Below are 21858 nucleotides of genomic sequence, written 5' to 3' on the forward strand. Positions count from 1 at the left end.
ACTCACTGGACTTTGTGAAACCTTATTTAGTAAAAGAGTGGAGCGTATACAATAATAAGAAAGTGACAGAAGTATTTCCAAACAGTAATAAAAAGGCCTATTGGGACTGCAGAAAATGTAAAAGATATTTTAAAGCATCACCAAATGAAAGATTTAAGGGTGACAGCTGCTGCCCTTACTGTTCAGGAAGAAAATGCCTTGCGGGATTTAATACAATAGATACGACTCATCCAGAACTTATTAAAGAATGGGATTACTTAAACAACATGCTTCTTGCTGACCCGACGCAACTCATGGAGACTTCGAGAATTAAGGTTTGGTGGATTTGTCAAAACAATCCCGAACATAGATATAAATTACCAATAAACAAGAGGATATTGTTCGAGAAAAGAGGAAGAGTGCCATGTTCAATCTGTAAAGGATTAAGGCGGAAAAGAGAGCACTATGCTCAATATAAAAAATAAAGTAAGCTAGTAATTCAGCTTACTTTTTGTATGCAAGAATTTTGTAAGGGGCAACAAGTGAAAATCACTATAAAATTCAAATGTACATTTTTCAAAAATCAACTTTAAAAAAACTTTTAGTTTTCCGTTTGATTATGTACATTTTACTCGAAATGGGGAATATTGAGAAATCCGGTTTCCCGTCATTATAAGTCCTAGTTTTGTACATTTTTAGTCAAAGTTGTAAAAAAAATTTTTTTGGTTATCTAAAATATGAAGTAAAAACTCCATTAACATCTTTCTGAAAAACTATAATTTTCTTGAAACAAATATATAGGCGTGGTATAATACTACTATAGAATATTTGAAGGAAAAATGATTATGAAACGTGAGTTGTTATTAGAAAAAATTGAGGAATACAAAGCTTTGATGCCCTGGTATGTATTAGACTACTATCAATCTAAATTGGCGGTTCCTTATAGTTTTACAACCTTGTATGAGTATTTAAAGGAATACAAACGTTTTTTTGATTGGCTAATTGAATCTGGAATTGCTGAGGCATCTCAGATTTCACTGATTGAGTTATCGACATTGGAACATCTCACCAAAAAAGATATGGAGGCTTTTGTCCTGTATTTGAGGGAACGTCCTTTGCTGAACGCCAATACAACGCAACAAGGTCTCTCTCAGACGACCATCAATCGTACGTTGTCGGCCTTGTCCAGTCTCTATAAATACTTGACTGAGGAGGTTGAAAATGAGCATGGTGAGCCATATTTTTACCGTAATGTGATGAAAAAGGTATCAACTAAGAAGAAAAAAGAAACTTTAGCAGCTCGTGCGGAAAATATTAAACAAAAACTCTTCTTGGGTGACGAAACCATGGCATTCTTAGAGTATGTAGATTGTGAATATGAGAACAAACTGTCTAATCGTGCGAAATCATCTTTCCGGAAAAATAAAGAACGGGATCTCGCTATTTTAGCTTTGCTATTGGCTTCAGGTGTACGGTTGTCTGAGGCTGTGAATCTGGATTTAAAAGATGTTAACCTCAACATGATGATCATTGAGGTTACGCGTAAAGGTGGTAAGCGTGACTCTGTGAATGTGGCTGGGTTTGCTAAACCATATTTAGAAGCCTACTTGGCTATTCGACAAACACGTTATAAGGCTGAAAAAACAGATGTTGCTTTCTTTTTGACAGAATATCGAGGGGTGCCAAATCGCATTGACGCTTCTTCTATCGAAAAAATGGTTGGAAAATACTCAGCAGACTTCAAAATTCGTGTCACACCCCATAAACTACGTCACACCTTGGCAACTCGTCTGTATGATGCGACAAAATCACAGGTTCTTGTGAGTCATCAACTTGGCCATGCCAATACTCAGGTAACAGACCTCTATACCCATATTGTCAATGATGAACAAAAAAATGCTTTGGATCAATTGTAGTTTAACGTAAAATAAATTATGTAAAGTATGTAAGAGCCTAATCATTTGACCAATAATAGAACAATGCGGAAAAGGTTAAGAATTTTAGCGAACATAACCCCACCAATTGAGTCCATGATGAAAGCTAAAAGACCAAAGAGGATAATCAATAGTGTTTGAACATTCAAGAATTGATCAGCCTGCATTTTCACAGAAATGGTCAAACCAAGCAAGATGGAAACGATATTAACCAATTCATTTTGTGCCGTTTGAGATAAGCGGTCAAGTACCCCACACTCACGAAGAAGGTTACCAAACATCAAGAAACCAACAAGTGGCAATGAGATTGGTGAGATAAATCCTGCTACCAATGTAATCACAATTGGGAAGAGAATCTTAGTCAACTGAGACACATTTTCAGACTTGTAAGTCATGCGGATGCGACGTTCTTTTTTAGTTGTAACCAATTTAATCGCAAAAGGTTGGATAATTGGAACTAAGGCCATGTATGAGTAAGCAGCTACCGTAATAGGACCAAGTAAGTTCGGCGCTAATTGGTTGGCAACGAAGATTGAGGTTGGTCCATCTGCGGCACCAATGATACCAATAGAGGCTGCTTCTTTAATATCAAATCCTGCAAGGACTGCAACAACGACTACAAAGAAGATACCGAATTGTGCTGCTGCACCAAAGAGCATCATAAATGGGTTTTGTAGGAGCGGTCCAAAGTCAATCATTGCTCCGATACCAATGAAAATAAGCAATGGGAACAATTCTGTCCCGATACCAAATTCAAACAATTCTTCAAATACCCCAGCTTGCTGAATACCGTTAACGGTCTGGTCTAAAACGCCTGAATTTGGGAAGTTTACTAAGATCGTTCCAAGTCCCATCGGAACAAGTAGGGTTGGTTCATACTCTTTTTTTATCCCTAGATACATCAAGAGAGCTCCAATAAGCATCATGATGACTTGAGGGAGGGTAATGGATGTTATTCCTTGAATTAAAATGTCCACAAAGTCACTTCCTTCTATAATATGATAGTAATAGTATTGGTCTTAGCCAATTGTAATCAAGCCGTCACCAGGGTTTACGACTTGGCCTGGTGTGACATGGATACCAGTAACAGTACCTGCAGAAGCTGCAACAATCTCATTTTCCATTTTCATGGCTTCAAGAATCATCAATGGTTGGTTTTCAGTAACAGTATCGCCAACATTAACGAGAATACGCAAGATCGTACCAGGCATTGGTGCAGAAAGCGCATCTGCTCCTGCTGCTGAAGATGGTGCTGCTGGGGCAGGGGCTGGTGTTTCTTCAACTACTGGAGTTGGTGCTGGGGCAGGGGCTGGAACACCACCGATTTCTTCCATTTCAACGAGGTATTCTTTACCATCAATAGAGATTTTAAATTTACGTAACATGTGTTAAGTCTCCTTTAGACATTAGTTTTAGTATAAATTGATTTGACAGTCAGTTGGCTGTCAGGATAATCGCCTGCAGCGATACTTGATGCAATCAGAGACACTGTTAATGCTTCTGGATTGCGTTGCATGATTCTCGTTACCTTAAATTGACTATCTGGATAGTCACCAGCCGCGATGGCTGTTGCAATGACACTGACCAATTCATAATCTTCTTTATCAGCTGGTATGAAGCCTGGAACAGGTTCCCAGCCATCAAGCTCATTAGGTACTGGTTCAGCAGTCTGTCTTACTTCTGGCTCACGAGATTTTCCAAATAAACGTTGAAAGAATCCCATAATTTCCTCCTCTCTGTTGTATAAATATAGAAAGTAAGTAACCGTTTTTTTATTGTGTTACCGTCTCAACGTTTCTAAGACTATTATATAATAAGCTGACTGTTAGTAGTTGATTTTTTTGTGTTTTTTTGCAACGCTTTCATCACGGTTATTAAAGTCCTTTAGTCCCTATTTTTAATTTTGAAAATGGTTTCTACAAATAAGACTATTACATAATAGAACAAGAGGTTATATAGTAGAAAATGAAAATATTTCTTCTGCTTGTCAAACATAATGCTCATAGCTGTGTTTTTTTTGTGTCTTTTATGAAAAAACATCTTTATATTTCAAACGCTTTCAATTATACTTATGTCATAAGGTCTAGCACACCTTCATATTTTATTCAAGTTCAATAGACCATATTGAATTTACAAAATTAACTAAAGGGGAGAATAACATATGTTATTGACTGTTTTGGCTTATGCTATGATTATCGTCTTCATGTATGTCGTGATGACGAAGAAAATGTCGCCATTTACGTCACTTGTATTAGTACCGCTTGTATTTGCAGCTGTGCTTATTATTACAGGTTCCGCAGACTTGGCTTCTGATGCTAAATTTGTTAGCTTCGTTGGTGAAGAAGGAAGTGTCAATGGTTTAACTGCCATTGGTGACATGGTACTCTATGGGGTAAATACAACTGCAAAAACTGGTATCATGTTGCTTTTTGCCATCCTTTACTTCTCAATAGCGCGCGCTATGTCAGTTCTTGGTGTAGGTGCTGAAATTCTTGGTTACCTTGCTCCTGGTATGATCCTATCACTCCTCTATGTAACCCTTTGGGTAGCTCCTAGCATGGGACGTAAAGAACGTGCTCGTCTCGGTGTTGTGGAATTTACAGAAGCAGAATTGAAAGAATTAACTGATATTACTGATCCTGACACTCTTGCCATTCGTCGTCCTAAGAATTTCGTCTTCAATGCTATTTTGACCATCGTCCTTATCGGTTGGTTAGTTGCTGGTTCATTTATCGAAACCATTGAACTTGCACCACTTCTTCTCTTTGCGGTTGGTACAGTTATCGCTCTTATGGTTAACTACCCTGTTCTTAAAGACCAATCTAAACGTATCGGTGATAATGCTGGTGATGCTGTTCAAGTTGTTATCTTGGTATTTGCGGCTGGTATCTTTATGGGTCTTTTCCAAGGATCAGGTATGGCGACTGCTCTTGCTAACAGCTTTGCAACAATCATTCCTAAACAATTGGCTGGTTTCTGGGGACTTATTATTGCTCTTGTTTCTGCACCAGGTACCTTCTTCATCTCAAATGATGGTTTCTACTATGGTATCCTTCCTGTTATGGCAGAAGCTGGTGCTTCTTACGGTTTCACACCTGAAGCTATGGCTCTTGCATCACTTATGGGACAAGCGTTCCACTTGCTCAGCCCACTTGTAGCCTTCATTTACCTTCTCCTTCGCTTGACAGGACTTGATATGGGTGAATGGCAAAAAGAATCAGCTAAGTATGCTGCTGTAATCTTTATCATCTTTGTTATAACAATCATTGCAACTGGACACATGCCATTGTATATACCACAGTAAGACTAATAAACTTGAATAATAAAAAATATGAAGTGACCTCTCAGAAAAAATGCTGAGAGGTTTGTTGTGGTTTCGTTAAAAAATGCTAACAACTTCTATCAAAATTAGGTATAATATTAGTGATACTTGAAAGGAAAATGTGAATTATGAATCCAATCATTGAAGCGGTTAAGGCTAACCTTGATCTTTCAAAAAATATTCCCCTTAAACAGGCCTTCTATGAGGCGCTTAGAAAGACCATTATTTTAAGTCAAATTCCAGCAGGAAGCCGTATAAATGAAAAAGAATTTTCAACAGAACTCAATATTAGTCGTACTCCGATTCGTCATGCCATCAGCTTGTTAATTGAGGAAAAATTAGTCGAACACACTCCTAAAAAAGGGATTGTTGCTAAAGGGATCAGCGCCAAAGATGCCGTTGAAATTTTTGACATTCGAAAAGCACTGGATACTCTTGCGACAACAAAAGCCATGTATAAAATGACTGAAGCTGACTTTGAAGAAATGAGAGCTGTTTTGACGGAGTGTGAAGGCATGATTTCCGATGACAAAAATATTGACAAAATCTTAGCTAACTTTAATCAATTCAATAATCTTATTTATGAGAAAAGCCAGATGCTACGCCTACGTGAAATCGTGACAGAATTGCAGACTTACTTGGTTTATTTCCGTGAAATTTCGATTTCTTCCCTAGAACGTCGCACCAAGGCTTTAGAAGAACACTGGATTATCTATCGTGGCATGAAAAATCAAGACATTGAGCAAGTAACATTGATTACCCATGAGCATCTCAATCGTTCATTAGATTTTATTCTCAAGGAAATGGAAGCTATTTCTCATGCCTGATACACCATTTCAGTATTTTAGCAACTTAGCCACCAAGGCCCTCTTATACGAGGTTTCTCTAAGTCCTAAACCTGGTCTCGTTGACCGATTTGATGATGGGGCTCATAGGGATATGACCTTTTCAACCTTTATTGATAGCACGATGGCTTTGGCGCCGTTCTTTGAAAAATATATCAGCTTAGGCTATCAAATGGCTGATGAGCCACCACTTGCCCTCTTTAATGCTTTACGGGATTTAGGGATAAAGGCAGAGCAGGCGATGTTTGAAGCAACAGGTGGGATTAACACCCACAAAGGAGTCAATTTTTCTCTAGCAGTTCTCCTCGGAGCAACAGGTGCTTATTTGAAAAAACATCTTAAACTCTTAAAAAATCCAAAACGTTTTTCCGAAGATGACACTAAAGTGATTTGTCAAATCAGTTCGTCTCTTTGTTGCCATCTCATTGAAACGGATTTAAGCCATTTGAGCGAGAAAAAAGAATTAACCTACGGTGAAAAACTGTATCTCGATTACGGTATCAAGGGACCACGCGGCGAAGCAAGTGAGGGCTTTCCAACGCTAACTGAAAAAGCTCTGCCATTTTTCCGAAAAAAACTAGAACGAAGTGATAAGGAATTAGCGCAACTCCAACTGCTTCTTTATCTCATGACCTTTGTGGAAGATGGCAACATCATCCATCGTGGGGGGATTGAAGCTTGGCGGCAAGTCAAAGTAGAGTGTCAAAAAATGTACGGAGCCTATCTGACAAAATCTGAATTAGTACACCAACTAAGTATATACAATGATATTTTGATTTCGCGTAATTTAAGTCCCGGTGGAACAGCTGATTTATTAGCTTTAACTTTTTATTTTGCTATGTTAGAAGGCATTCTTTGAATAAAAAAATCCCTCCAGAGTAGCATTCTGGAGGGATTTTTAAGATTAAATATTCAGACTCCTAAGATCTTTAATAATCGTTCATTTTACTTTGTTTAACTATAGTTGTTTGATACAACATAAGTCAGAAAATATTATGATATTACATGTTCCTGATTCGTTGGCGTCCTAATTTTATTTCATTCTACTATAAATCAAAAATGATAAATAGTAGAATTGAGGTTATCATTTTATTTTTTAGCTCTTCATTATCATAAATAGTAATAAATAAAGTTGAGATATCATTATAACAATCAAAATAGCATCTAAGGAATCAAAGTTTTTTCTCAAAAGAAGCATAGAAACACAAAACATGATTATTATAAAACATTGGGCTATACTTATTATTTTTAACATATTATCCCTTACCTGTAACTAAAGCATAGTATCTATTTTCAAATCCGAGCATAACTGTCGCACCTAGTGCACCAAATGCTACTATCATTGCTCCTCATGAATACTAAACGATTTCATTCATAGAATTCCAATCAATTAATCGGCTTTCCCAATATCAAGACCAGAATTGTTATTGGTTGCTCTCTCAAAATAACCTCTTTTCTTTCTGTTCTTTTTATATGGAAATAATATCATATAAAAATGAAAGCATCAACAATTTTATGTATTTCATTATATATTTTTTTATATTATAGTTTTTAGAGAATGTCAATTTTGTTATTTACTTGCCAAAGACAAGGCATTAGAAGCTATACAAATTGCAATGGAAACCATTGAAGTCTGTAAAGAGTATCAGACGAGTTACCAATTAGCTCCTCTGTTAATTATAGTTGGCAATGGTAGTAAAGAATTTTTAGATAGCGATAAAGTAATGGAGTATTACTCAGAAGCGCGTGATTTATCTAAAATCTATGGTAATAAATTGATGTCTCTTCAAATTGAAAAATATATGAATGATTTATTAAAGTAAAACTTTAAAATACTTTTTATCTAAAAATTATTCTTAAAAGACTGAAAACTCCAGATTGAACCTCTGGAGTTTTGGCTATCTTAAAAGAATGTCAGCAGAGCTTTTACTAAAAGTGGCATGATAACGACTGTGTAGAGAATGCGACTAATTTGAATGCCTGCGATCTTAGGCATGTCACCACCTAGGTCTCCTGCCATCAAGGTTAAATCTGTTGCTCCTGCTGGTGATGAGGCAAATAGGGCTGACTGTAAATCGAGGATACCAGTACGCGCCATCCAGAATCCGAATGCGACATTGATGAGTAAATAGCTGGCTAACAAAAGGATGACAGGTACAATCAGGTGCAACATTTGTCTCAAACTGTCTTGAGTAAAGCTGGTTCCGATAATAGAGCCTGCAAAAATTTGTGCGGTGTAACGTATGCCACTTGTTAACTGAACGGTATTGAACTTTATTTTCAGAGTGGAAGAAAAAATGAGTGCAAAAATCAAGGCACCAACAGGGATGTCTAGCCATAAGCCAATAAAACCACCGATGGTCGCTACTGCTAAAATGAACAGATTGTTCATCCATTGCTGCTTAGCAGGTAATTTAAGGCTGGCTTTTTTGAGGCTACTTTTAGGTGTTTCAGAGGTTTTGGGAATGCCTGCGAAGCGTTTGACCCAAAAAGAAATCCAAAGGGGTAAAATAAGTAAAATTCCCATCAGTCGAGCGGTTTGTATCGTTGCAACAATATCAGACTGGGCTCCCATATCGACTGCCATTAGAGATACATCCATGATACCACCAGGTAAGCAACTTAAAAAGGCAGTGACTGGGGTCATGTCGAAGAAAGTCATAAAAATAATCCCCATGATGACCATGTTAATAGTGAAAATCCCCATCAAAATAGCAATGACTTTACCCAATTTAGGGAGGTTAGACAAATCTTCTTTTTTGATATTTTGACCAATATAGGCACCGCTCACAATCTGAGCAAAAATTTTCATAGCCTTGGTCGTTTCCATACTACCTGTGGCGATTGAAACGATGGCTACAGCAATCATGCTCCCAATCATAAATGGAGCAGGGAACTTCAATTTTTTAGCCACAAAGCCGCCCAAAGTTCCTACTAAAACAGTTATCAGAAGCGCCTGCATGTTTCTCTCCTTGGTTAAAAGTCAATGTTATTATAGCACACTTTCAAGATAAATAGCGGAGCTTTTTAGCCTAAAAACCAGCGAAAAGACATGAGAAACGCTCGAAAATTGATATAATAGTTTAAAAAGGAGAAAGGTGAGTTATGTCTGAGTACACCGTTTCAAAAATTTTCCCATTTGATAAAAAAGCGCACCTAAAAATTGACACTCTACTTCATGAAGAAGGGATCCGTCGCGATGCGCATCTTGACTATACGTGTGCTATTTATGACGGCGACCGAGTGATTGCTACGGGTTCTACTTTTGGCAATACGCTACGTTGCCTTGCGGTTTCAAAAGATTATCAGGGTGAGGGCTTGATGAATCTCCTTATCAGCCATTTGGTTGATTATCAATTTGAGCAAGGAAATACGCATCTTTTTCTCTACACTAAGACCTGCACAGCTAGATTTTTTGCTGATTTAGGTTTTAATGAAATTGCACGTATTGATAGGCTTATCAGCTTTATGGAAAATAAAAAAACTGGATTTCAAGACTATCTCAAGCGGTTGGAACGCTCGCAAAAAAATCCAGCTAAGGTTGCTGCTATCGTCATGAATGCCAATCCGTTTACCCTAGGTCATCAGTATCTCGTTGAAAAAGCATGCGCAGAAAATGACTTAGTTCATCTATTTATGGTAAGTGAGGATGCCAGTTTAGTCCCTTTTAAAATTAGGAAAGATTTGATTAAAAAAGGGACAGCTCATCTGGATAATATCGTTTATCATGACAGTGATGCCTATATCATTAGTCAGTCGACCTTTCCTGCTTATTTCCAAAAGGATGAGACGGCAGTGATTGAAAGTCAAGCAAGACTGGATTTAGCAATTTTTACAAAGATTGCTAAAGAATTAGGCATTACGAGACGTTATGTTGGTGAAGAACCGACAAGCTTGGTCACTAATCTTTATAATCAAGTCATGATTAAAAAACTCCCAGAGCAAGGAATTGACTGCGTCGTGGTCAAGCGTAAAGAATTTTCAGAGAACCAGCCAATCTCTGCTTCGACAACACGAAGGTAGTTCCAATCCCTTGACGTTGATAAGCAGTAGCAACAATAAGATCTTGTACCAATAAGATATGTTCTCCATCTCCGACACAACGAACAAATCCGATTAATTGACCATTATCAAAGGCCCCTAACATCCATAGAGAATGTTCAAAAGCACGCGCTAACTTCTCATCATCAGAAAGGTAACTCGTCCAGTTTGCCTCTTTGTAAAGCCCTTTGACAGTTTCTAATTTATCTACACCGAAAGTCTTAAAGGTAATCATAACTCTCCCCTTCAATGGTTGTTTCTTACTGTCATTCTACCACAAAAAGGAGGAACTGCAAGTATAAACAAAAAAGAAGCCATTACGACTTCTTTATTATTAATCTTAATTAGATAACACCTTGTGCTGACATTGCTTCTGCGACTTTTAGGAATCCTGCGATGTTGGCACCTACAACCAAGTTGCCTGGAGCGTCGAATTCTTCTGCTGCTGCTGCTGCATTTTCATAAATGTCTTTCATGATGTTATAAAGTTTGGCATCCACTTCTTCGAATGACCAAGCAGTACGTCCACTGTTTTGAGCCATTTCAAGAGCTGATACGGCAACACCACCAGCGTTTGCAGCTTTCGCTGGACCAAATGATACGCCTGCCGCGTGGAAGACATCAATCGCTTCAAGGGTTGATGGCATGTTAGCACCTTCTGCAACTGCGATAACACCATTGCGTACCAAAGCGCGTGCGTCAGCGTCATTTAGTTCGTTTTGAGTTGCACATGGGAATGCAAGGTCAGCTTTAACTGTCCAAATATTATTATCAGATGACGATGGTGTGAAATGAGCGTTTGGATAGTGTTCAATGTATTGAACGATACGAGCACGCTCTACTTCTTTAAGTTGTTTCAATGTTTCAACGTTAATACCATTTTCATCGTAAATGTAACCAGATGAGTCAGAACAAGCTACTACTTTAGCGCCGAGCTCATGCAATTTTTGGATTGCGTAGATAGCCACGTTACCAGAACCTGAGACGATGGCTGTTTTACCAGCAAAGTCTTCGCCACGCGCTTTAAGCATTTGTTCAGCAAAGTAAACCACTCCGTAACCAGTTGCTTCTGTACGAGCCAATGACCCACCGTAAGTTAACCCTTTACCAGTCAAGACCCCATTTTCGTAACCGTTGAGGCGTTTGTATTGACCAAACATGTAACCAATTTCACGTCCACCAACACCGATATCTCCAGCAGGAACGTCCACATCTGGACCAATGTATTTTTGAAGTTCAGTCATGAAGCTTTGTGTAAAGCGCATCACTTCAAGGTCTGATTTTCCTTTAGGATCAAAGTTTGAACCACCTTTACCACCGCCGATTGGTTGACCAGTCAATGAGTTCTTAAAAATTTGCTCGAAACCAAGGAATTTAATGATGGATTGGTTTACAGATGGGTGGAAACGAAGTCCGCCTTTGTAAGGTCCGATTGCTGATGAGAACTGCACACGGAAACCGCGGTTAACTTGAACTTGACCTTTGTCATCAACCCATGGCACACGGAAAGAAACGATGCGCTCTGGTTCAACTAATCGTTCCAAGATGTTTTCGTCGATATATTTAGGGTATTTATCAAAAACTGGCACCAATGAATCAAAGACTTCTTCAACAGCTTGTAGGAATTCAGCTTCATGTCCATTTTGTGCTTTTACTTTTTCAAAAACGCTAGCAACGTATTCTTGACCTCTTGTCATAATTTGCCTCCATTATCTAAATAATACGAAATCTCACGCTTTTCAAAGCCTATTGCCTCACGTTTTATAGCAATAAACGAGGTGAGAAAAAATAACTACAGTAAATAGTATAAATTTTCAGAATATTTTTGTCAAGTATTTTTGAAAATTTAGCGGAAAAAATCAAAAAGTATGTCAGATTTTCTGATATACCTATGCAAATTATAGACGGATTACTTCGACTTTGTAACCATCTGGATCGGTAATGAAGTAATACTGAACATCTTTACCTGGTAATCCTTTAAGCTCTGTGACGTCGTAGCCAGCAGCTTTGTGGGCTGCATGTGACGCTTCAAGGTCTTCGACACCAACAGCCAAGTGACCATAACCGTTGCCAAGATCATAACCTGGGTGGTCATAGTTGTAAGTCAATTCAAGCTCAAATTCTTCACCTTCTGTTTGCATGTAAACGATGGTAAACTTGTGTTCTGGGAAATCCATGCGACGTGCTTCAAAGAATGGGAAAGCTGTCGAATAGAATTTTAGGGACTCTTCAAGATTTTTAACACGGATACAAGTGTGTAATAATTTCATATTGTTCTCCTTTTTTATGATACCATTATTGTAAATGATTGCCATTTTTTTGACAAGTTTTTAGCATTCACTTATAATGGAGAAAACTTATCAAGGAGTTCGTATGAAAACACTTCCCTTATTACTTGGTGGTATTAGTCTTATGTTAGGACTTTACCTGTTTAACCATCCATTTGCGGCTGTTGGCACAATCGCTTCGGTGATTGCCTTTGTTATTTTTGTAACTGGGCTTAATCAGTTGCGGCTTTATTTTTATTTACCAGAAATGCATCGTTCGCTTCGTTTACTCGTAAAAGCTAGCCTTTCTACACTTGTTGGATTTTTATTGATGACCAGCTCTGCCTTTTTCCGAAGCAGCTTGGTACTTTCTATTGTCGCCTTTTGGCTTTTGGTGATTGGTATCTCACGATTGCTTGTGCAACCTGCCTTTCCTCAGTCTCCTGTTAAGAAACAGCACACTTGGGGTATTCTTGCTGTCGGCTTGCTACTCTTTATAGCGCCAGTGTTTTCAGCGGTTTTTATCGGTAAATTCTTTTCTTTGATTTTTATCATGATTGGTGTTTCGACCATGTTATTGGGTAAACGATTCTAAGTGATAAGAATTATATCATCATGTTCTCGCCAAAGTATCTTTTGTGGCGAGAATTTTTGTTGTTATTGGATTAAACGGTCGATTTCCTTTGCCAAGAGTAGGCTACTAGGAGTACTGTTAACCTCTTTAGCATATTCTGGTAAATTAGGCCAATTAGCTGTAATCAGATTTTGGAAAGCATCTAAGACTGTTTTTAGCTTCCTATTTTTAACGTATATTCCTACTTGGAAATAATCAGCTCGCTTGGCAAAGTCATATTGGTCGAAATCCATTGGGATAATGAGTGAGGGGATGGCGTTAGCAATAGCTTTATAAAAAATACCTGCTGCCCCATGGTGAACCACATAGTCTATATTGGGCAGATAAGTGTCGTAAGGGATAAAAGAGCACGTATAGAGGTTTCCGTCAAGGATGGGCTTTTTCCCGACGGTTCCTTCTGTAAAAATAACTAAGAAATTTGGGTACTGTGTTGCAATAGCCTTTGCCATATTTCGAAAATAGTCTTTGGACCATTTAACAAGAGTCCCTGAGGTCACTAAAATGACTTTCTTATAATCTGAAAAAGTTACTATATTTCCAATGGAATGGTAAGTATGCTCAGGTATTATTAAGGGGTAGCCAATAAATTTGAGATGTTTTGGTAAATCAGTTCGAAATTCTAGTGACTTTATCCCATAGGCTACAATGGATTCTTTGGAATAAAAATATTCTAAGAGGGGCTGTTTTTGATTCACATGCCAAAGGTGAAAATCTTTAGGCAAATACGGTTTGCATCCCAAAAATATGAGGTCTTTGCCCCATTTTAGACCTTGATTTGCCAGTTTATTAATGACTTTATTTTCAAAATAAGGCATTCTGAGAAAGGTTGGCGTGTCATCGTAACCTTGACTGACAAATGGGATAGGAAAGGCTGAAATGAGAGGGATACCCGTTTTATCTGAAAGGTACTGAGCTGTAAATAGCATCATATCTGCAATAATGAGGTCTGCCTCTATTCGCTCAATCAATTCAAAGGTAATATTTGTCACCATTTTAGCCACTTGCTGAAAGGTTTTAAACGCCGATAATAAGGTTAATTGGCTGCTGGAATAGGCTAATGTGTTGATGTCTTCATCATCATAGTGCATTGATAACGGTTGAAATTGGAATCCCTTGGAAATCACTTCTTGGCGACGACTAGAAGTGGTGTAAATGGTAAAGGTGTAATCCTGTTCTAATGGCGTCAATAAATCCATTAAGGGTAAAAAATGACCTGCCATGGGGATTACAATTACCGCTACTGCTTTCTTGTTCATTGGCATTCCCCAATCATAGTTGCATCAGCAAGATATTTGTTGTCAAACCAGCAGCCGTTCCAACTAAAATGATTTTATCCCCTGTTGCTACTAATCCTTTATCTAGTGCATAGGCAAAGGCAAAGGGAACAGAGGCTGAAACCATGTTACCGTAGTCTGAGACGATATTGATGTATTGATGTTTTTTTACCCCTAACTTCTCCATGACTAAAGGCAGAGCTTTACTAGCTTGGTGCGGAATAAAGAACTGAACATCGCTGGTGTAAAGTTGATTACTAGCTAAGAATTCCTGAACCATTTGAGGAACCTTCTTAACGCTAAGACCTAAAATCCGACGACCTTTCATATCGAACATAAAGTCTTCTTTGGTTTCCTCCGAATAAGTACTTGGGTGTACGGCAGATAGTCCCGCACGAATTTCAGTATCGTGCGCTCCTTCAGACCAGGTGCATTGCTTGGCGTCAATGATGCCGATTTCTTTTTCTGTCTGGTGACCAAAAATAAAAGCTGCTGCGCCATCGCTGAACAATTCAAAACTTTCTTTTTGTTTGGGATTAAGTGCCAATGACCCTACCTCGCTAGACACAATAAGCACATTTTGATAGCGCCCCGCTGAGATGAGGTAAGACATGGTATCTAGAGCGGTGATAAAACTGGTACAGGTGGTATTGATATCCATAGCTGGAATGGCTGTACCTTTGGCAATTTTCTCATGAATCAAAGCTGCTGTGCAAGGAATCGGCTGAACATCAACGGCACTAGCTGAGACGATACAGTCAATATCAGAGATTGTTAGATTAGCCCTTGTGAGGGCTTTTTCAATCGCTTCAACGGCTAAACTTAATTGATTTTCGGCACCAGAAATACGATAACGGGTCTGGTCACCAAAGTGAATTGTCTTTTGGGGTAAAGCTGTTCCGTAACCTTTAATCATTAATTTTCTCATAGTAATCTCCTAAATGTTGTTCCGAGATTGGCATTTTTTGACAAATACGCTTTAATTTTTGATCCTTTTGCAATTGGTAAGGCGTAAAGGTAAGGGTGACTGGCTTGATGTGGTAGGTTTTGAAAAGGTTTTGAAATTCAGAGATAATCTCTGCTTGCTGCTTTTCGGTAAGCTCATTAGTCGCAATTTCAAGGACTTGTTTTGACAGTTGAGAAACCTGATATTCTCTGACGCCATCAATAAATAGTAGGCAACGTCTGATAAAGTCTGGATAAATGCTGATTGTCTCATCTTGCTCGGTTTCAAAGTAAAAAATATCATCCGAACGCCCCTCGATTTTTTCAATAACTTGTAACACAGAACCACAAGGACATTCTTCCTGACTATCCACTAGAATATCATTGAGACGGTAGCGTAAAAAAGGCTGAGATTTGCGTTTGAAATCCGTAATAATGGGATAAAACCGCTTGTCGTCAATGTATTCTTTCTCAAAACGGATGCCATCTTCATTCAGGTGAATTCTCCCCTGATCACAAGTATAGCCCAAAAATCCTTCTGTCGCTTGGTAAATCTGATGAATGATATCCTGCTTAAAAACAGAAGCAATATAATCGCGGTCTTTAACTTCTAATACTTCAGCAACTGAAATGATTTTTTGAGGAGCAATGGTCAAGTCACCAGTTTCTTGAAAGCTCGCTAGTTGGCATAAAACAGAGGCTGGAGCCACCAAAATACTGGGTTGTAACTGATTTAAGCTATCTAGGTGTGATGTTATTGCTTGGCTCATGTCATAATAATGAAGAGTTAAAAAGGGAGAATTGACTTGCTCGTACAGGTTATTGTTAGCCCTTAAAAAGAAGGCGAGCTGATGACCTAGAAGAGGTTTTCGAGGGAGAAGTTTGGCTAAAATTGTTCCCGCCCAAGTCGCCTGTTCTTCTGGACTAGTCAGAAAAATCCCTCGATGACCAGATGTGCCAGAGGAAAGTCCGACAGAAATGGAATTAATAGTTGGTGAAAAGTGACGACTTCGTTCACTGTCAATTGCCAGATTAAACGCGTCAGCCTTTTTAATCCCAACAGTATTTAAAGCATCAAAATGAGCCATCATAAAGGATTTATCCATTGAGACTTGAGTGAGATCAATCCCCTGTTTAAAAAATGGCGAAAAGCGTTCAACATAGGTAAGGTGTTTTTTAATGTATCGCTCTTGGTAAGCTAAAAGAGCTTCTCTCGTCTGAAAGCGCCTGTATCTAGTCGTCATAAAGGCTGATAGATAGGCTAACCATTTCATCTTAATACCCTCTCAATTCTCTCTTTTTGGTCATGACTGACGATAATCTTAATACCATCTTGTTGTAGGTGTTCTAAAACTTGGATACTCCTTTGGTATTGTTTGATGTTATTTTGGAGCAATCGTGGGATTAGTCGCATTCTCTTTGTCAGCGGAATTAAAGGAACGCCCCAGGCAACATCTGCTGCTAAAAAGAGGCGTTTTTCTGGAAAGAAAAGACAACATTGCCCATCTGAATGACCGGATAATTCTGTCATTAGGATACTTTGGTCTCCGAAGAAATCATAGCTTGGAAGATGGGGGAAATCCCTGTTATCCTGATAAGTTTCAATCGTTATCACACGCTTTTCAAAATCAAGTGGCAAAAACTCCTTAAAAATCAGAGAACTAAAGCGATTAGCACGGTATTCTTGCAAACAGGTCTTTGTTAAAATAATGTTAGCTTTTGGAAATGCTTTAACTTGACCGATATGGTCTGGGTGTAAATGAGATAAGATGAGGTAGCGGATAGCGTCAGGACTAATTCCTCTCTTTTTGAGTTGTTCACTAATGCTATCAGCTGGGGTCATCACGATAGGATTTGGGAGACGATACAGAGCATATTTCCATGTTTTAGCCATGATTTCTGGCGCGTAGCCTGTGTCATATAGGATGTAGCCATGTTCACGGTGTTTAATGAGAAAGACACCAGCTGGAAAATGTAAGCTTCCCTTTGGAACTCCCTTAAATAGGTTTTTCTTATTATTAATACAATAACCACAGGCAAAGTACTCAATGCTTTCGATGGTAGTCGACATATTTTTGCACTCCTTCTTCAATGGTTAATTTTGGGTGATATCCCAGTTCACGTTTGATTTTAGCGATAGATAAGGTCTGACTATAAGCCAGTAAATAGAAGGTATATCGTGTTAGCGGCGGCTCTTTTTTAAAACGGCATTTAAGAAAAATACTTTCGATAAGTGAGACGAGAACTTCTAATGGTTTTGCTGGAAGTTTGCGATAATGAGGACGATTTCCAGAGGCTTTAAAGAATAAATCTAGCAAGTCTTTAAATGGCATGGGTTCGTCGTTGGTCAGATTATAAATTTGCCCGAGCGCCTTATCGTGTTCAAGACATAGTCGGATAGCGTAAGCAACGTTCTCAACACAGGTCATATCAACTAATTGCTGCCCGCCATTGAGAAGTGGGATACCTATGGTATCATTGGTCCGTAACAGTCTTGGTACAATGCTGACGTCTCCGACGCCAAATAACCCACGAGGGCGTAAGATGACATATGGCACAGTAGATTGGGTTACGAGATGTTCGGCCATTAGCTTACTTTTGATGTAGTAGTTGAGATTGTTTTCAAGAGGCGCTCCGTCTTCTGTCACGTTAAACTGATGGCTAGCTTTGGCATAGATACTGGGAGATGAGATGTGAACAAGGCGTTTAATCTCAAACTCATCGCAAACTGTTAGAATGTTTTGCGTTCCAAGAACATTGCTCTCATAAAACTGTTGCCATGGTCCCCAAACATCAGATAGGGCACCCGCATGCACAATCATCTCAACACCTTGCGCTGCTTTTCGGACATTTTCAAGATTTGCTAAGTCCCCTTTCACAAAGGTCACCTGAGGGCTTACCAGAGAACGACCGATAGTCTCGTTGCGACCAAATGCAACAAGCTGATATCCTGCACTCACTAATTCTTCAATGATATATTTTCCTAAAAAACCTGTCGCTCCAGTAACCAAGACTTTCATTCAATCACCACCTTATACAATGTTGTTAACGTTTAAATTGAGCATGTTTTTATAAAATTCTCCCACAACTCACTACTTGTTCAGAGTGCTATTAATCAAGGGAAATTTGCATGTGCATAATGAAATCGCTCCCTTTATTTGTAACATTATAACACGATATTTTCTTTTTTGGAAAATTAAACATGATACTCAGGCAAGAAAAAACCAAGCAAGAAAATGCTTGGCTTTAATTTATAGCATATAAAAAACGATGGCAATGTATTGTAATGCAGAAGCTAGTAAGATAAAAAGGTGCCAAATCATGTGAAAATATGGCTTTTTCTTGGCATAAAAGAAAGCTCCTACGGTATAAGATAAACCACCAGATAACATGAGGCTCCAAAAAACAGGGCCTGTTTGTCTGAGGATTGCTGGTAGGATAAAGACAGCAAGCCATCCCATGATGAGATATAAGGTCAGACTGAATTTTTCGTTGATTGATTTCGCAAAAATCTTATACAAAATCCCGAAAAGTGTTGTTCCCCATTGAAGGATAATAATAAGATATCCCAACCAGCCATTTAATAGTGAAAGAGCGATGGGGGTATAAGAACCAGCAATGGCAATGTAAATCATGCTGTGGTCAATGATACGCAGGACATATTTGTGCGTTGAACCATATGACATAGAATGGTAAATGGCAGACGATAAGAACATGAGAAATAAACTAATCACAAAAATAGACATTCCTACCGCTGCTCTCATATGGTAAGCATTATAGGCATGCGTTGCGGTGACAGGTAGAAGAAAGAGCATGGCCAAGGCACCAACAGCGTGGGTGACACTATTAGCCACTTCTTCTCCAAATGACAGTTGTTTACTGAGTTTTAGCGTTTTTGCCATAGGTTTCTTCCTCCAGTTTTAGGGTTAATAGCCGAGCGTTATAGTAGAGTTTGAGTGCCTCGCAGGCTGTTGCAATGAGCTCCGGAACCTCTTTTTCACTACCGTTCATATAAGAAGCAAAGTCATCATATAACTCTTGAGATGAATAGCTTTGCTGAAGAAGGTTCAATGCTTGCGCAATCTCTTGAATAGAAAAAACATGCTTTAAAAAGGTGATGGCAATCAAACGCGCAAATTGTTTTTTCTCATATTTCTTTTTGGTGGGTTTGTCCACGTATCCGTGTTTGACATAGTTATTGACCATAGAAGCAGTCAATCCTTTATCGTCAGGATTGGTTTTTATCTGTGCCAAATCGTTAACCATTAATAATACTTGGTCTAAGTAGAGCGCAATGTCTGGAAGCTCACTCCAATATGGAATTTGTTTCATTGATTATCCTATCTAGTTTTTATAACCAGATTATAGCGTTTCTTTAAAATTATAGCAAGAAAAAAGATTAAAAGGCATAAACTTATAAGAAGTTCATACCTTTTAATCCAGTACATTTGAGTGTTATTGACTTACTGTTTGCCATTTTTATTAGAAGCATAATAGCTAGTGGCTAGACCGATGACAATGAAACCTAGTCCTATCCAAATAAAGCTCCATAGGGAAATACTAGACGTCCAAAGGGTCATGCTCAAGGTTCCCAAAGGCATGAGCAAAATGGCTACAGTATAAATGGTTGAAATCACACGCCCCATGTATCTTTTATCGACACGGCTTTGCACTTGACTGAAAAAATGGATGTTAAAGATGGCCATGCTGGCTTCTGATAGCAAATTCCCTGCATAAGAAACGTAAACAGGTAAGCCGATGATCGCTGCAAGCCCGATAATGACAATCCCTAGTCCACTTAAGATTAGAAAGAGGAGCATGGCACTCATATGGTTAGCTACCTGACGTGCTAAAAAGGCTCCAATCAATGCTCCTACAGCTGCCATTGTCAGTAAGGTGGCGTAGGCAGTATCTTGGTGCAATAATCGACCACTGAAAGGCAAGAGATAGGCTAACATAGCAGCAAAAATATTGACCAGAGAGGCGATAATAAGAAGAAAGAAAATATCACGCTTGTTGCGGATATAGGTAAACCCTTCCCAAATATCGCTCAAAATCCCTTTGAAATCAATGTCAGTAGCTCTGCTATTTTCCTCCAAAGCCTCAGGCTGACGAATGAGATAAAGGGCTAGAAAGGACAGCAAGAAGGTTAGGCTATCAATGACAAGAGTCATACGGATCCCGACGAGCTGCAAAATCCAGTAAGCTAGCAAAGGGGCAGAGACCTTAATGATCTGAACGACGGTTTCTAAGTCAGAGTTATAACGCACCAGATCATCTTTGCCAACAACCTCAGGAACATAGGCTTTATAAGAGGGACTAGAAAAGGCTGATGAAATGGCTAGAGCCATGTTTACGCCAATCAGGCCATAAATCATCATGGTCTGACTAGGGAAAAAAGCCACAAGCAAACAGACAAGCGCTCCTATTCCATCCGTCCAGAGAAGAATTTTTCGTCTGGTAAAGCGGTCGGAAATGGCGCCACCAAAAGGATTGAGTAGTATGGAAATGACTAATTCGGCGATTTGGTAGATCCCTAGAAATTGCTGACCAACGGCTCCCATTGTCGCGATAAAAGTTGTGTTGCCGTAGTCATAAAGGACATCACCTAGCTTATTGATGGCACGGCTGAGTAAGAGTTTCACAGCATTTTGATTCATAAAAAGACCTCCTAAAAATGATAGTCCTAGTCTATCGTATTTTCAGGAAGAACTTTTATTATTTGTAAATATGGGAATACTTTGCAATCTGATGATTGAAATTTTCTTGATAGGTTTGATGATGGTAATGAGAACCTATCCAGTGAAAGATCTGCACAGCTTGTGCCATTTGTTTCTCCCCATCTTTATCACCCGAAGCGTATGCCAACAAACCTTTGAAATAGAGGTGAAGAATCCGATGATAAGCATTCCTCTCATTATCCAACATGGGAATGAGCTTTTGATGGTAACGTTTGGCAGCGGTCAATTCACCTCTATCAATACAAATTTCGATAACATTAAGCAGCATCGCTTCAACCAGATTGCGGTGAGTCGCAATATCTTGATAGAGTTCTTTGCGGTTTAAAACCTCATCAATAATCCGATACATGTAGCTGGTCTCATAATAGCGAAAGAGATTGCCAATCAAAATGAGTTCAAAAATGGTCCAATTCTCTGTGCAAAAGAGATGATCACTGACTTGGTCAAGGTCATCTTGTGCCATCTGACGACTGGGTTCCAAATCACAAATCATGCCACGAAACAAAATCGCATTGAGACATGCCACTTCATTCTCCTGATTGGCTAAGACTTTTTCTTCCTCAGTCGCAACCATCTGTTCCAACCGCTCAATATCTTTACGGTAATGAGCGCGTGCCATTTGTGACATGAGTTTAATCTGCTCAGTCCGTTCATAATGATTTACTCGCCCCATAAATTCATCAGGGGTCACGTTGATTTTTTCTAAGGCATAGAAAAATCTGGTCACAGATAAATCTGACTCCCCACGCTCAAAGCGGGATAATTGTGAAACCGATAAATCGTCTCCAGCAACTTGCGAGAGTTTCATGTGCCTGTCTAGACGAAATTCTCTGAAAATGTCTCCGTAATATTTCATCTTACTCTCCCTTTTACGAT

At 38.8% G+C, this 21858-nt stretch carries 22 protein-coding genes and 2 pseudogenes; 8 read left to right on the forward strand and 16 right to left on the reverse strand.

The genetic code is table 11. From position 1 onward, the window contains the following. The first annotated feature begins 14 nt into the window (after positions 1-14). A complete protein-coding gene (locus EAF07_RS01380) occupies positions 15-464 on the forward strand; it encodes a zinc-ribbon domain-containing protein (RefSeq protein WP_245962664.1) in 450 nt (149 codons plus the stop codon). Between the two features lie 360 nt (positions 465-824). Then, on the forward strand, positions 825-1895 hold the full coding sequence (xerS, locus tag EAF07_RS01385; protein WP_121834504.1) for a tyrosine recombinase XerS: 1071 nt from the start codon (positions 825-827) through the stop codon (positions 1893-1895). Between the two features lie 65 nt (positions 1896-1960). On the opposite strand, the pseudogene EAF07_RS01390 reads toward xerS, so the two are convergent. The 3 genes and pseudogenes from EAF07_RS01390 to EAF07_RS01400 all read right to left on the reverse strand — a co-directional run. Further along, positions 1961-2890 (reverse strand): annotated as a pseudogene (locus EAF07_RS01390) (sodium ion-translocating decarboxylase subunit beta); the annotation flags it as partial. A 42-nt stretch (positions 2891-2932) separates the two neighbouring features. Next, positions 2933-3298: an acetyl-CoA carboxylase biotin carboxyl carrier protein subunit gene (locus tag EAF07_RS01395; RefSeq protein WP_121834505.1), complete on the reverse strand. Its 366-nt coding sequence runs from the start codon at positions 3296-3298 to the stop codon at positions 2933-2935. A 14-nt stretch (positions 3299-3312) separates the two neighbouring features. Then, positions 3313-3636: a hypothetical protein gene (locus tag EAF07_RS01400; protein WP_121834506.1), complete on the reverse strand. Its 324-nt coding sequence runs from the start codon at positions 3634-3636 to the stop codon at positions 3313-3315. A 438-nt stretch (positions 3637-4074) separates the two neighbouring features. Between EAF07_RS01400 and EAF07_RS01405 the strand changes: the two genes are divergently transcribed. From EAF07_RS01405 to EAF07_RS01420, 4 genes are all read left to right on the forward strand, one after another. Then, positions 4075-5217 carry an SLC13 family permease gene (locus EAF07_RS01405; protein WP_121834507.1) on the forward strand — a complete coding sequence of 381 codons (1143 nt, stop codon included), beginning with the start codon at positions 4075-4077 and terminating at the stop codon, positions 5215-5217. A 146-nt stretch (positions 5218-5363) separates the two neighbouring features. Continuing rightward, positions 5364-6062 (forward strand): GntR family transcriptional regulator, encoded by a 699-nt coding sequence (locus EAF07_RS01410; RefSeq protein ID WP_121834508.1) that lies wholly within the window; start codon positions 5364-5366, stop codon positions 6060-6062. Next, entirely contained in the window at positions 6055-6939 is an 885-nt protein-coding gene (gene citG, locus EAF07_RS01415; RefSeq protein ID WP_121834509.1) for a triphosphoribosyl-dephospho-CoA synthase CitG, read from the forward strand. Before EAF07_RS01410 ends, citG begins: the two co-directional genes overlap by 8 nt. 757 nt (positions 6940-7696) lie before the next feature. Continuing rightward, positions 7697-7903 (forward strand): hypothetical protein, encoded by a 207-nt coding sequence (locus EAF07_RS01420; protein ID WP_245962665.1) that lies wholly within the window; start codon positions 7697-7699, stop codon positions 7901-7903. An 80-nt stretch (positions 7904-7983) separates the two neighbouring features. Here EAF07_RS01420 and EAF07_RS01425 read toward each other — a convergent pair whose 3' ends face one another. Beyond that, a complete protein-coding gene (locus EAF07_RS01425; protein ID WP_121834511.1) occupies positions 7984-9042 on the reverse strand; it encodes an AbrB family transcriptional regulator in 1059 nt (352 codons plus the stop codon). Positions 9043-9185: 143 nt separating this feature from the next. Between EAF07_RS01425 and citC the strand changes: the two are divergent. Further along, a pseudogene (gene citC, locus EAF07_RS01430) lies at positions 9186-10100 on the forward strand ([citrate (pro-3S)-lyase] ligase); the annotation flags it as partial. Here the strand turns inward: citC and EAF07_RS01435 are convergent. The 3 genes from EAF07_RS01435 to gloA all read right to left on the reverse strand — a co-directional run bounded on the left by EAF07_RS01435 (position 10045) and on the right by gloA (position 12391). After that, the gene (locus EAF07_RS01435) at positions 10045-10356 is read right to left on the reverse strand and encodes a GNAT family N-acetyltransferase (RefSeq protein WP_121834513.1); all 312 of its coding nucleotides are present in this window, start codon (positions 10354-10356) and stop codon (positions 10045-10047) included. The pseudogene citC and the gene EAF07_RS01435 overlap by 56 nt on opposite strands. 109 nt (positions 10357-10465) lie before the next feature. After that, entirely contained in the window at positions 10466-11818 is a 1353-nt protein-coding gene (gene gdhA / locus EAF07_RS01440; RefSeq protein ID WP_121834514.1) for an NADP-specific glutamate dehydrogenase, read from the reverse strand. Between the two features lie 201 nt (positions 11819-12019). Next, entirely contained in the window at positions 12020-12391 is a 372-nt protein-coding gene (gene gloA, locus EAF07_RS01445; RefSeq protein WP_121834515.1) for a lactoylglutathione lyase, read from the reverse strand. A gap of 103 nt (positions 12392-12494) precedes the next feature. Here gloA and EAF07_RS01450 point away from each other — a divergent pair, with 103 nt between their 5' ends. Beyond that, positions 12495-12983, forward strand: coding sequence for a DUF308 domain-containing protein (locus EAF07_RS01450; protein WP_183121634.1), 489 nt, complete (start codon positions 12495-12497; stop codon positions 12981-12983). Between the two features lie 62 nt (positions 12984-13045). On the opposite strand, the gene EAF07_RS01455 is transcribed toward EAF07_RS01450, so the two are convergent. The 9 genes from EAF07_RS01455 to EAF07_RS01495 form a co-directional block, all read right to left on the reverse strand. Further along, entirely contained in the window at positions 13046-14278 is a 1233-nt protein-coding gene (locus EAF07_RS01455; RefSeq protein WP_183121635.1) for a glycosyltransferase, read from the reverse strand. 13 nt (positions 14279-14291) lie between these two features. Beyond that, on the reverse strand, positions 14292-15224 hold the full coding sequence (locus EAF07_RS01460; RefSeq protein ID WP_121834518.1) for a 3-oxoacyl-[acyl-carrier-protein] synthase III C-terminal domain-containing protein: 933 nt from the start codon (positions 15222-15224) through the stop codon (positions 14292-14294). Then, a complete protein-coding gene (locus tag EAF07_RS01465) occupies positions 15205-16515 on the reverse strand; it encodes a F390 synthetase-related protein (protein ID WP_121834519.1) in 1311 nt (436 codons plus the stop codon). Before EAF07_RS01465 ends, EAF07_RS01460 begins: the two co-directional genes overlap by 20 nt. Next, positions 16512-17312 (reverse strand): MBL fold metallo-hydrolase, encoded by an 801-nt coding sequence (locus EAF07_RS01470; RefSeq protein ID WP_121834520.1) that lies wholly within the window; start codon positions 17310-17312, stop codon positions 16512-16514. The genes EAF07_RS01465 and EAF07_RS01470 overlap by 4 nt, the downstream gene beginning before the upstream one ends. Then, positions 17287-18261, reverse strand: coding sequence for an NAD-dependent epimerase/dehydratase family protein (locus EAF07_RS01475; protein ID WP_121834521.1), 975 nt, complete (start codon positions 18259-18261; stop codon positions 17287-17289). Before EAF07_RS01475 ends, EAF07_RS01470 begins: the two co-directional genes overlap by 26 nt. Before the next feature lie 231 nt (positions 18262-18492). Further along, entirely contained in the window at positions 18493-19143 is a 651-nt protein-coding gene (trhA, locus tag EAF07_RS01480) for a PAQR family membrane homeostasis protein TrhA (protein ID WP_121834522.1), read from the reverse strand. Then, a complete protein-coding gene (locus EAF07_RS01485; protein ID WP_121834523.1) occupies positions 19118-19573 on the reverse strand; it encodes a DUF1836 domain-containing protein in 456 nt (151 codons plus the stop codon). Before EAF07_RS01485 ends, trhA begins: the two co-directional genes overlap by 26 nt. A gap of 131 nt (positions 19574-19704) precedes the next feature. Further along, on the reverse strand, positions 19705-20901 hold the full coding sequence (locus tag EAF07_RS01490) for an MFS transporter (RefSeq protein ID WP_121834524.1): 1197 nt from the start codon (positions 20899-20901) through the stop codon (positions 19705-19707). A gap of 58 nt (positions 20902-20959) precedes the next feature. Next, on the reverse strand, positions 20960-21838 hold the full coding sequence (locus EAF07_RS01495; RefSeq protein WP_121834525.1) for an Rgg/GadR/MutR family transcriptional regulator: 879 nt from the start codon (positions 21836-21838) through the stop codon (positions 20960-20962). Positions 21839-21858: the final 20 nt, after the last annotated feature.

The organism is Streptococcus hillyeri, from assembly GCF_003686955.1.
Lineage (GTDB): Bacteria > Bacillota > Bacilli > Lactobacillales > Streptococcaceae > Streptococcus > Streptococcus hillyeri.

What these genes read in the sequence shown, in the direction of transcription:
- EAF07_RS01465 (WP_121834519.1), bottom strand. Translation starts at nt 16,515, where the DNA reads ATGAAATGGTTAGCCTATCTATCAGCCTTTATGACGACTAGATACAGG.
- EAF07_RS01400 (WP_121834506.1), bottom strand. Translation starts at nt 3,636, where the DNA reads ATGGGATTCTTTCAACGTTTATTTGGAAAATCTCGTGAGCCAGAAGTA.
- citG (WP_121834509.1), top strand. Translation starts at nt 6,055, where the DNA reads ATGCCTGATACACCATTTCAGTATTTTAGCAACTTAGCCACCAAGGCC.
- EAF07_RS01450 (WP_183121634.1), top strand. Translation starts at nt 12,495, where the DNA reads ATGAAAACACTTCCCTTATTACTTGGTGGTATTAGTCTTATGTTAGGA.
- EAF07_RS01475 (WP_121834521.1), bottom strand. Translation starts at nt 18,261, where the DNA reads ATGAAAGTCTTGGTTACTGGAGCGACAGGTTTTTTAGGAAAATATATC.
- EAF07_RS01405 (WP_121834507.1), top strand. Translation starts at nt 4,075, where the DNA reads ATGTTATTGACTGTTTTGGCTTATGCTATGATTATCGTCTTCATGTAT.
- EAF07_RS01460 (WP_121834518.1), bottom strand. Translation starts at nt 15,224, where the DNA reads ATGAGAAAATTAATGATTAAAGGTTACGGAACAGCTTTACCCCAAAAG.
- gdhA (WP_121834514.1), bottom strand. Translation starts at nt 11,818, where the DNA reads ATGACAAGAGGTCAAGAATACGTTGCTAGCGTTTTTGAAAAAGTAAAA.
- trhA (WP_121834522.1), bottom strand. Translation starts at nt 19,143, where the DNA reads ATGGCAAAAACGCTAAAACTCAGTAAACAACTGTCATTTGGAGAAGAA.
- EAF07_RS01490 (WP_121834524.1), bottom strand. Translation starts at nt 20,901, where the DNA reads ATGAATCAAAATGCTGTGAAACTCTTACTCAGCCGTGCCATCAATAAG.
- EAF07_RS01410 (WP_121834508.1), top strand. Translation starts at nt 5,364, where the DNA reads ATGAATCCAATCATTGAAGCGGTTAAGGCTAACCTTGATCTTTCAAAA.
- EAF07_RS01425 (WP_121834511.1), bottom strand. Translation starts at nt 9,042, where the DNA reads ATGCAGGCGCTTCTGATAACTGTTTTAGTAGGAACTTTGGGCGGCTTT.
- EAF07_RS01470 (WP_121834520.1), bottom strand. Translation starts at nt 17,312, where the DNA reads ATGTCGACTACCATCGAAAGCATTGAGTACTTTGCCTGTGGTTATTGT.
- xerS (WP_121834504.1), top strand. Translation starts at nt 825, where the DNA reads ATGAAACGTGAGTTGTTATTAGAAAAAATTGAGGAATACAAAGCTTTG.
- EAF07_RS01420 (WP_245962665.1), top strand. Translation starts at nt 7,697, where the DNA reads ATGGAAACCATTGAAGTCTGTAAAGAGTATCAGACGAGTTACCAATTA.
- EAF07_RS01495 (WP_121834525.1), bottom strand. Translation starts at nt 21,838, where the DNA reads ATGAAATATTACGGAGACATTTTCAGAGAATTTCGTCTAGACAGGCAC.
- EAF07_RS01395 (WP_121834505.1), bottom strand. Translation starts at nt 3,298, where the DNA reads ATGTTACGTAAATTTAAAATCTCTATTGATGGTAAAGAATACCTCGTT.
- EAF07_RS01485 (WP_121834523.1), bottom strand. Translation starts at nt 19,573, where the DNA reads ATGAAACAAATTCCATATTGGAGTGAGCTTCCAGACATTGCGCTCTAC.
- gloA (WP_121834515.1), bottom strand. Translation starts at nt 12,391, where the DNA reads ATGAAATTATTACACACTTGTATCCGTGTTAAAAATCTTGAAGAGTCC.
- EAF07_RS01455 (WP_183121635.1), bottom strand. Translation starts at nt 14,278, where the DNA reads ATGAACAAGAAAGCAGTAGCGGTAATTGTAATCCCCATGGCAGGTCAT.
- EAF07_RS01435 (WP_121834513.1), bottom strand. Translation starts at nt 10,356, where the DNA reads ATGATTACCTTTAAGACTTTCGGTGTAGATAAATTAGAAACTGTCAAA.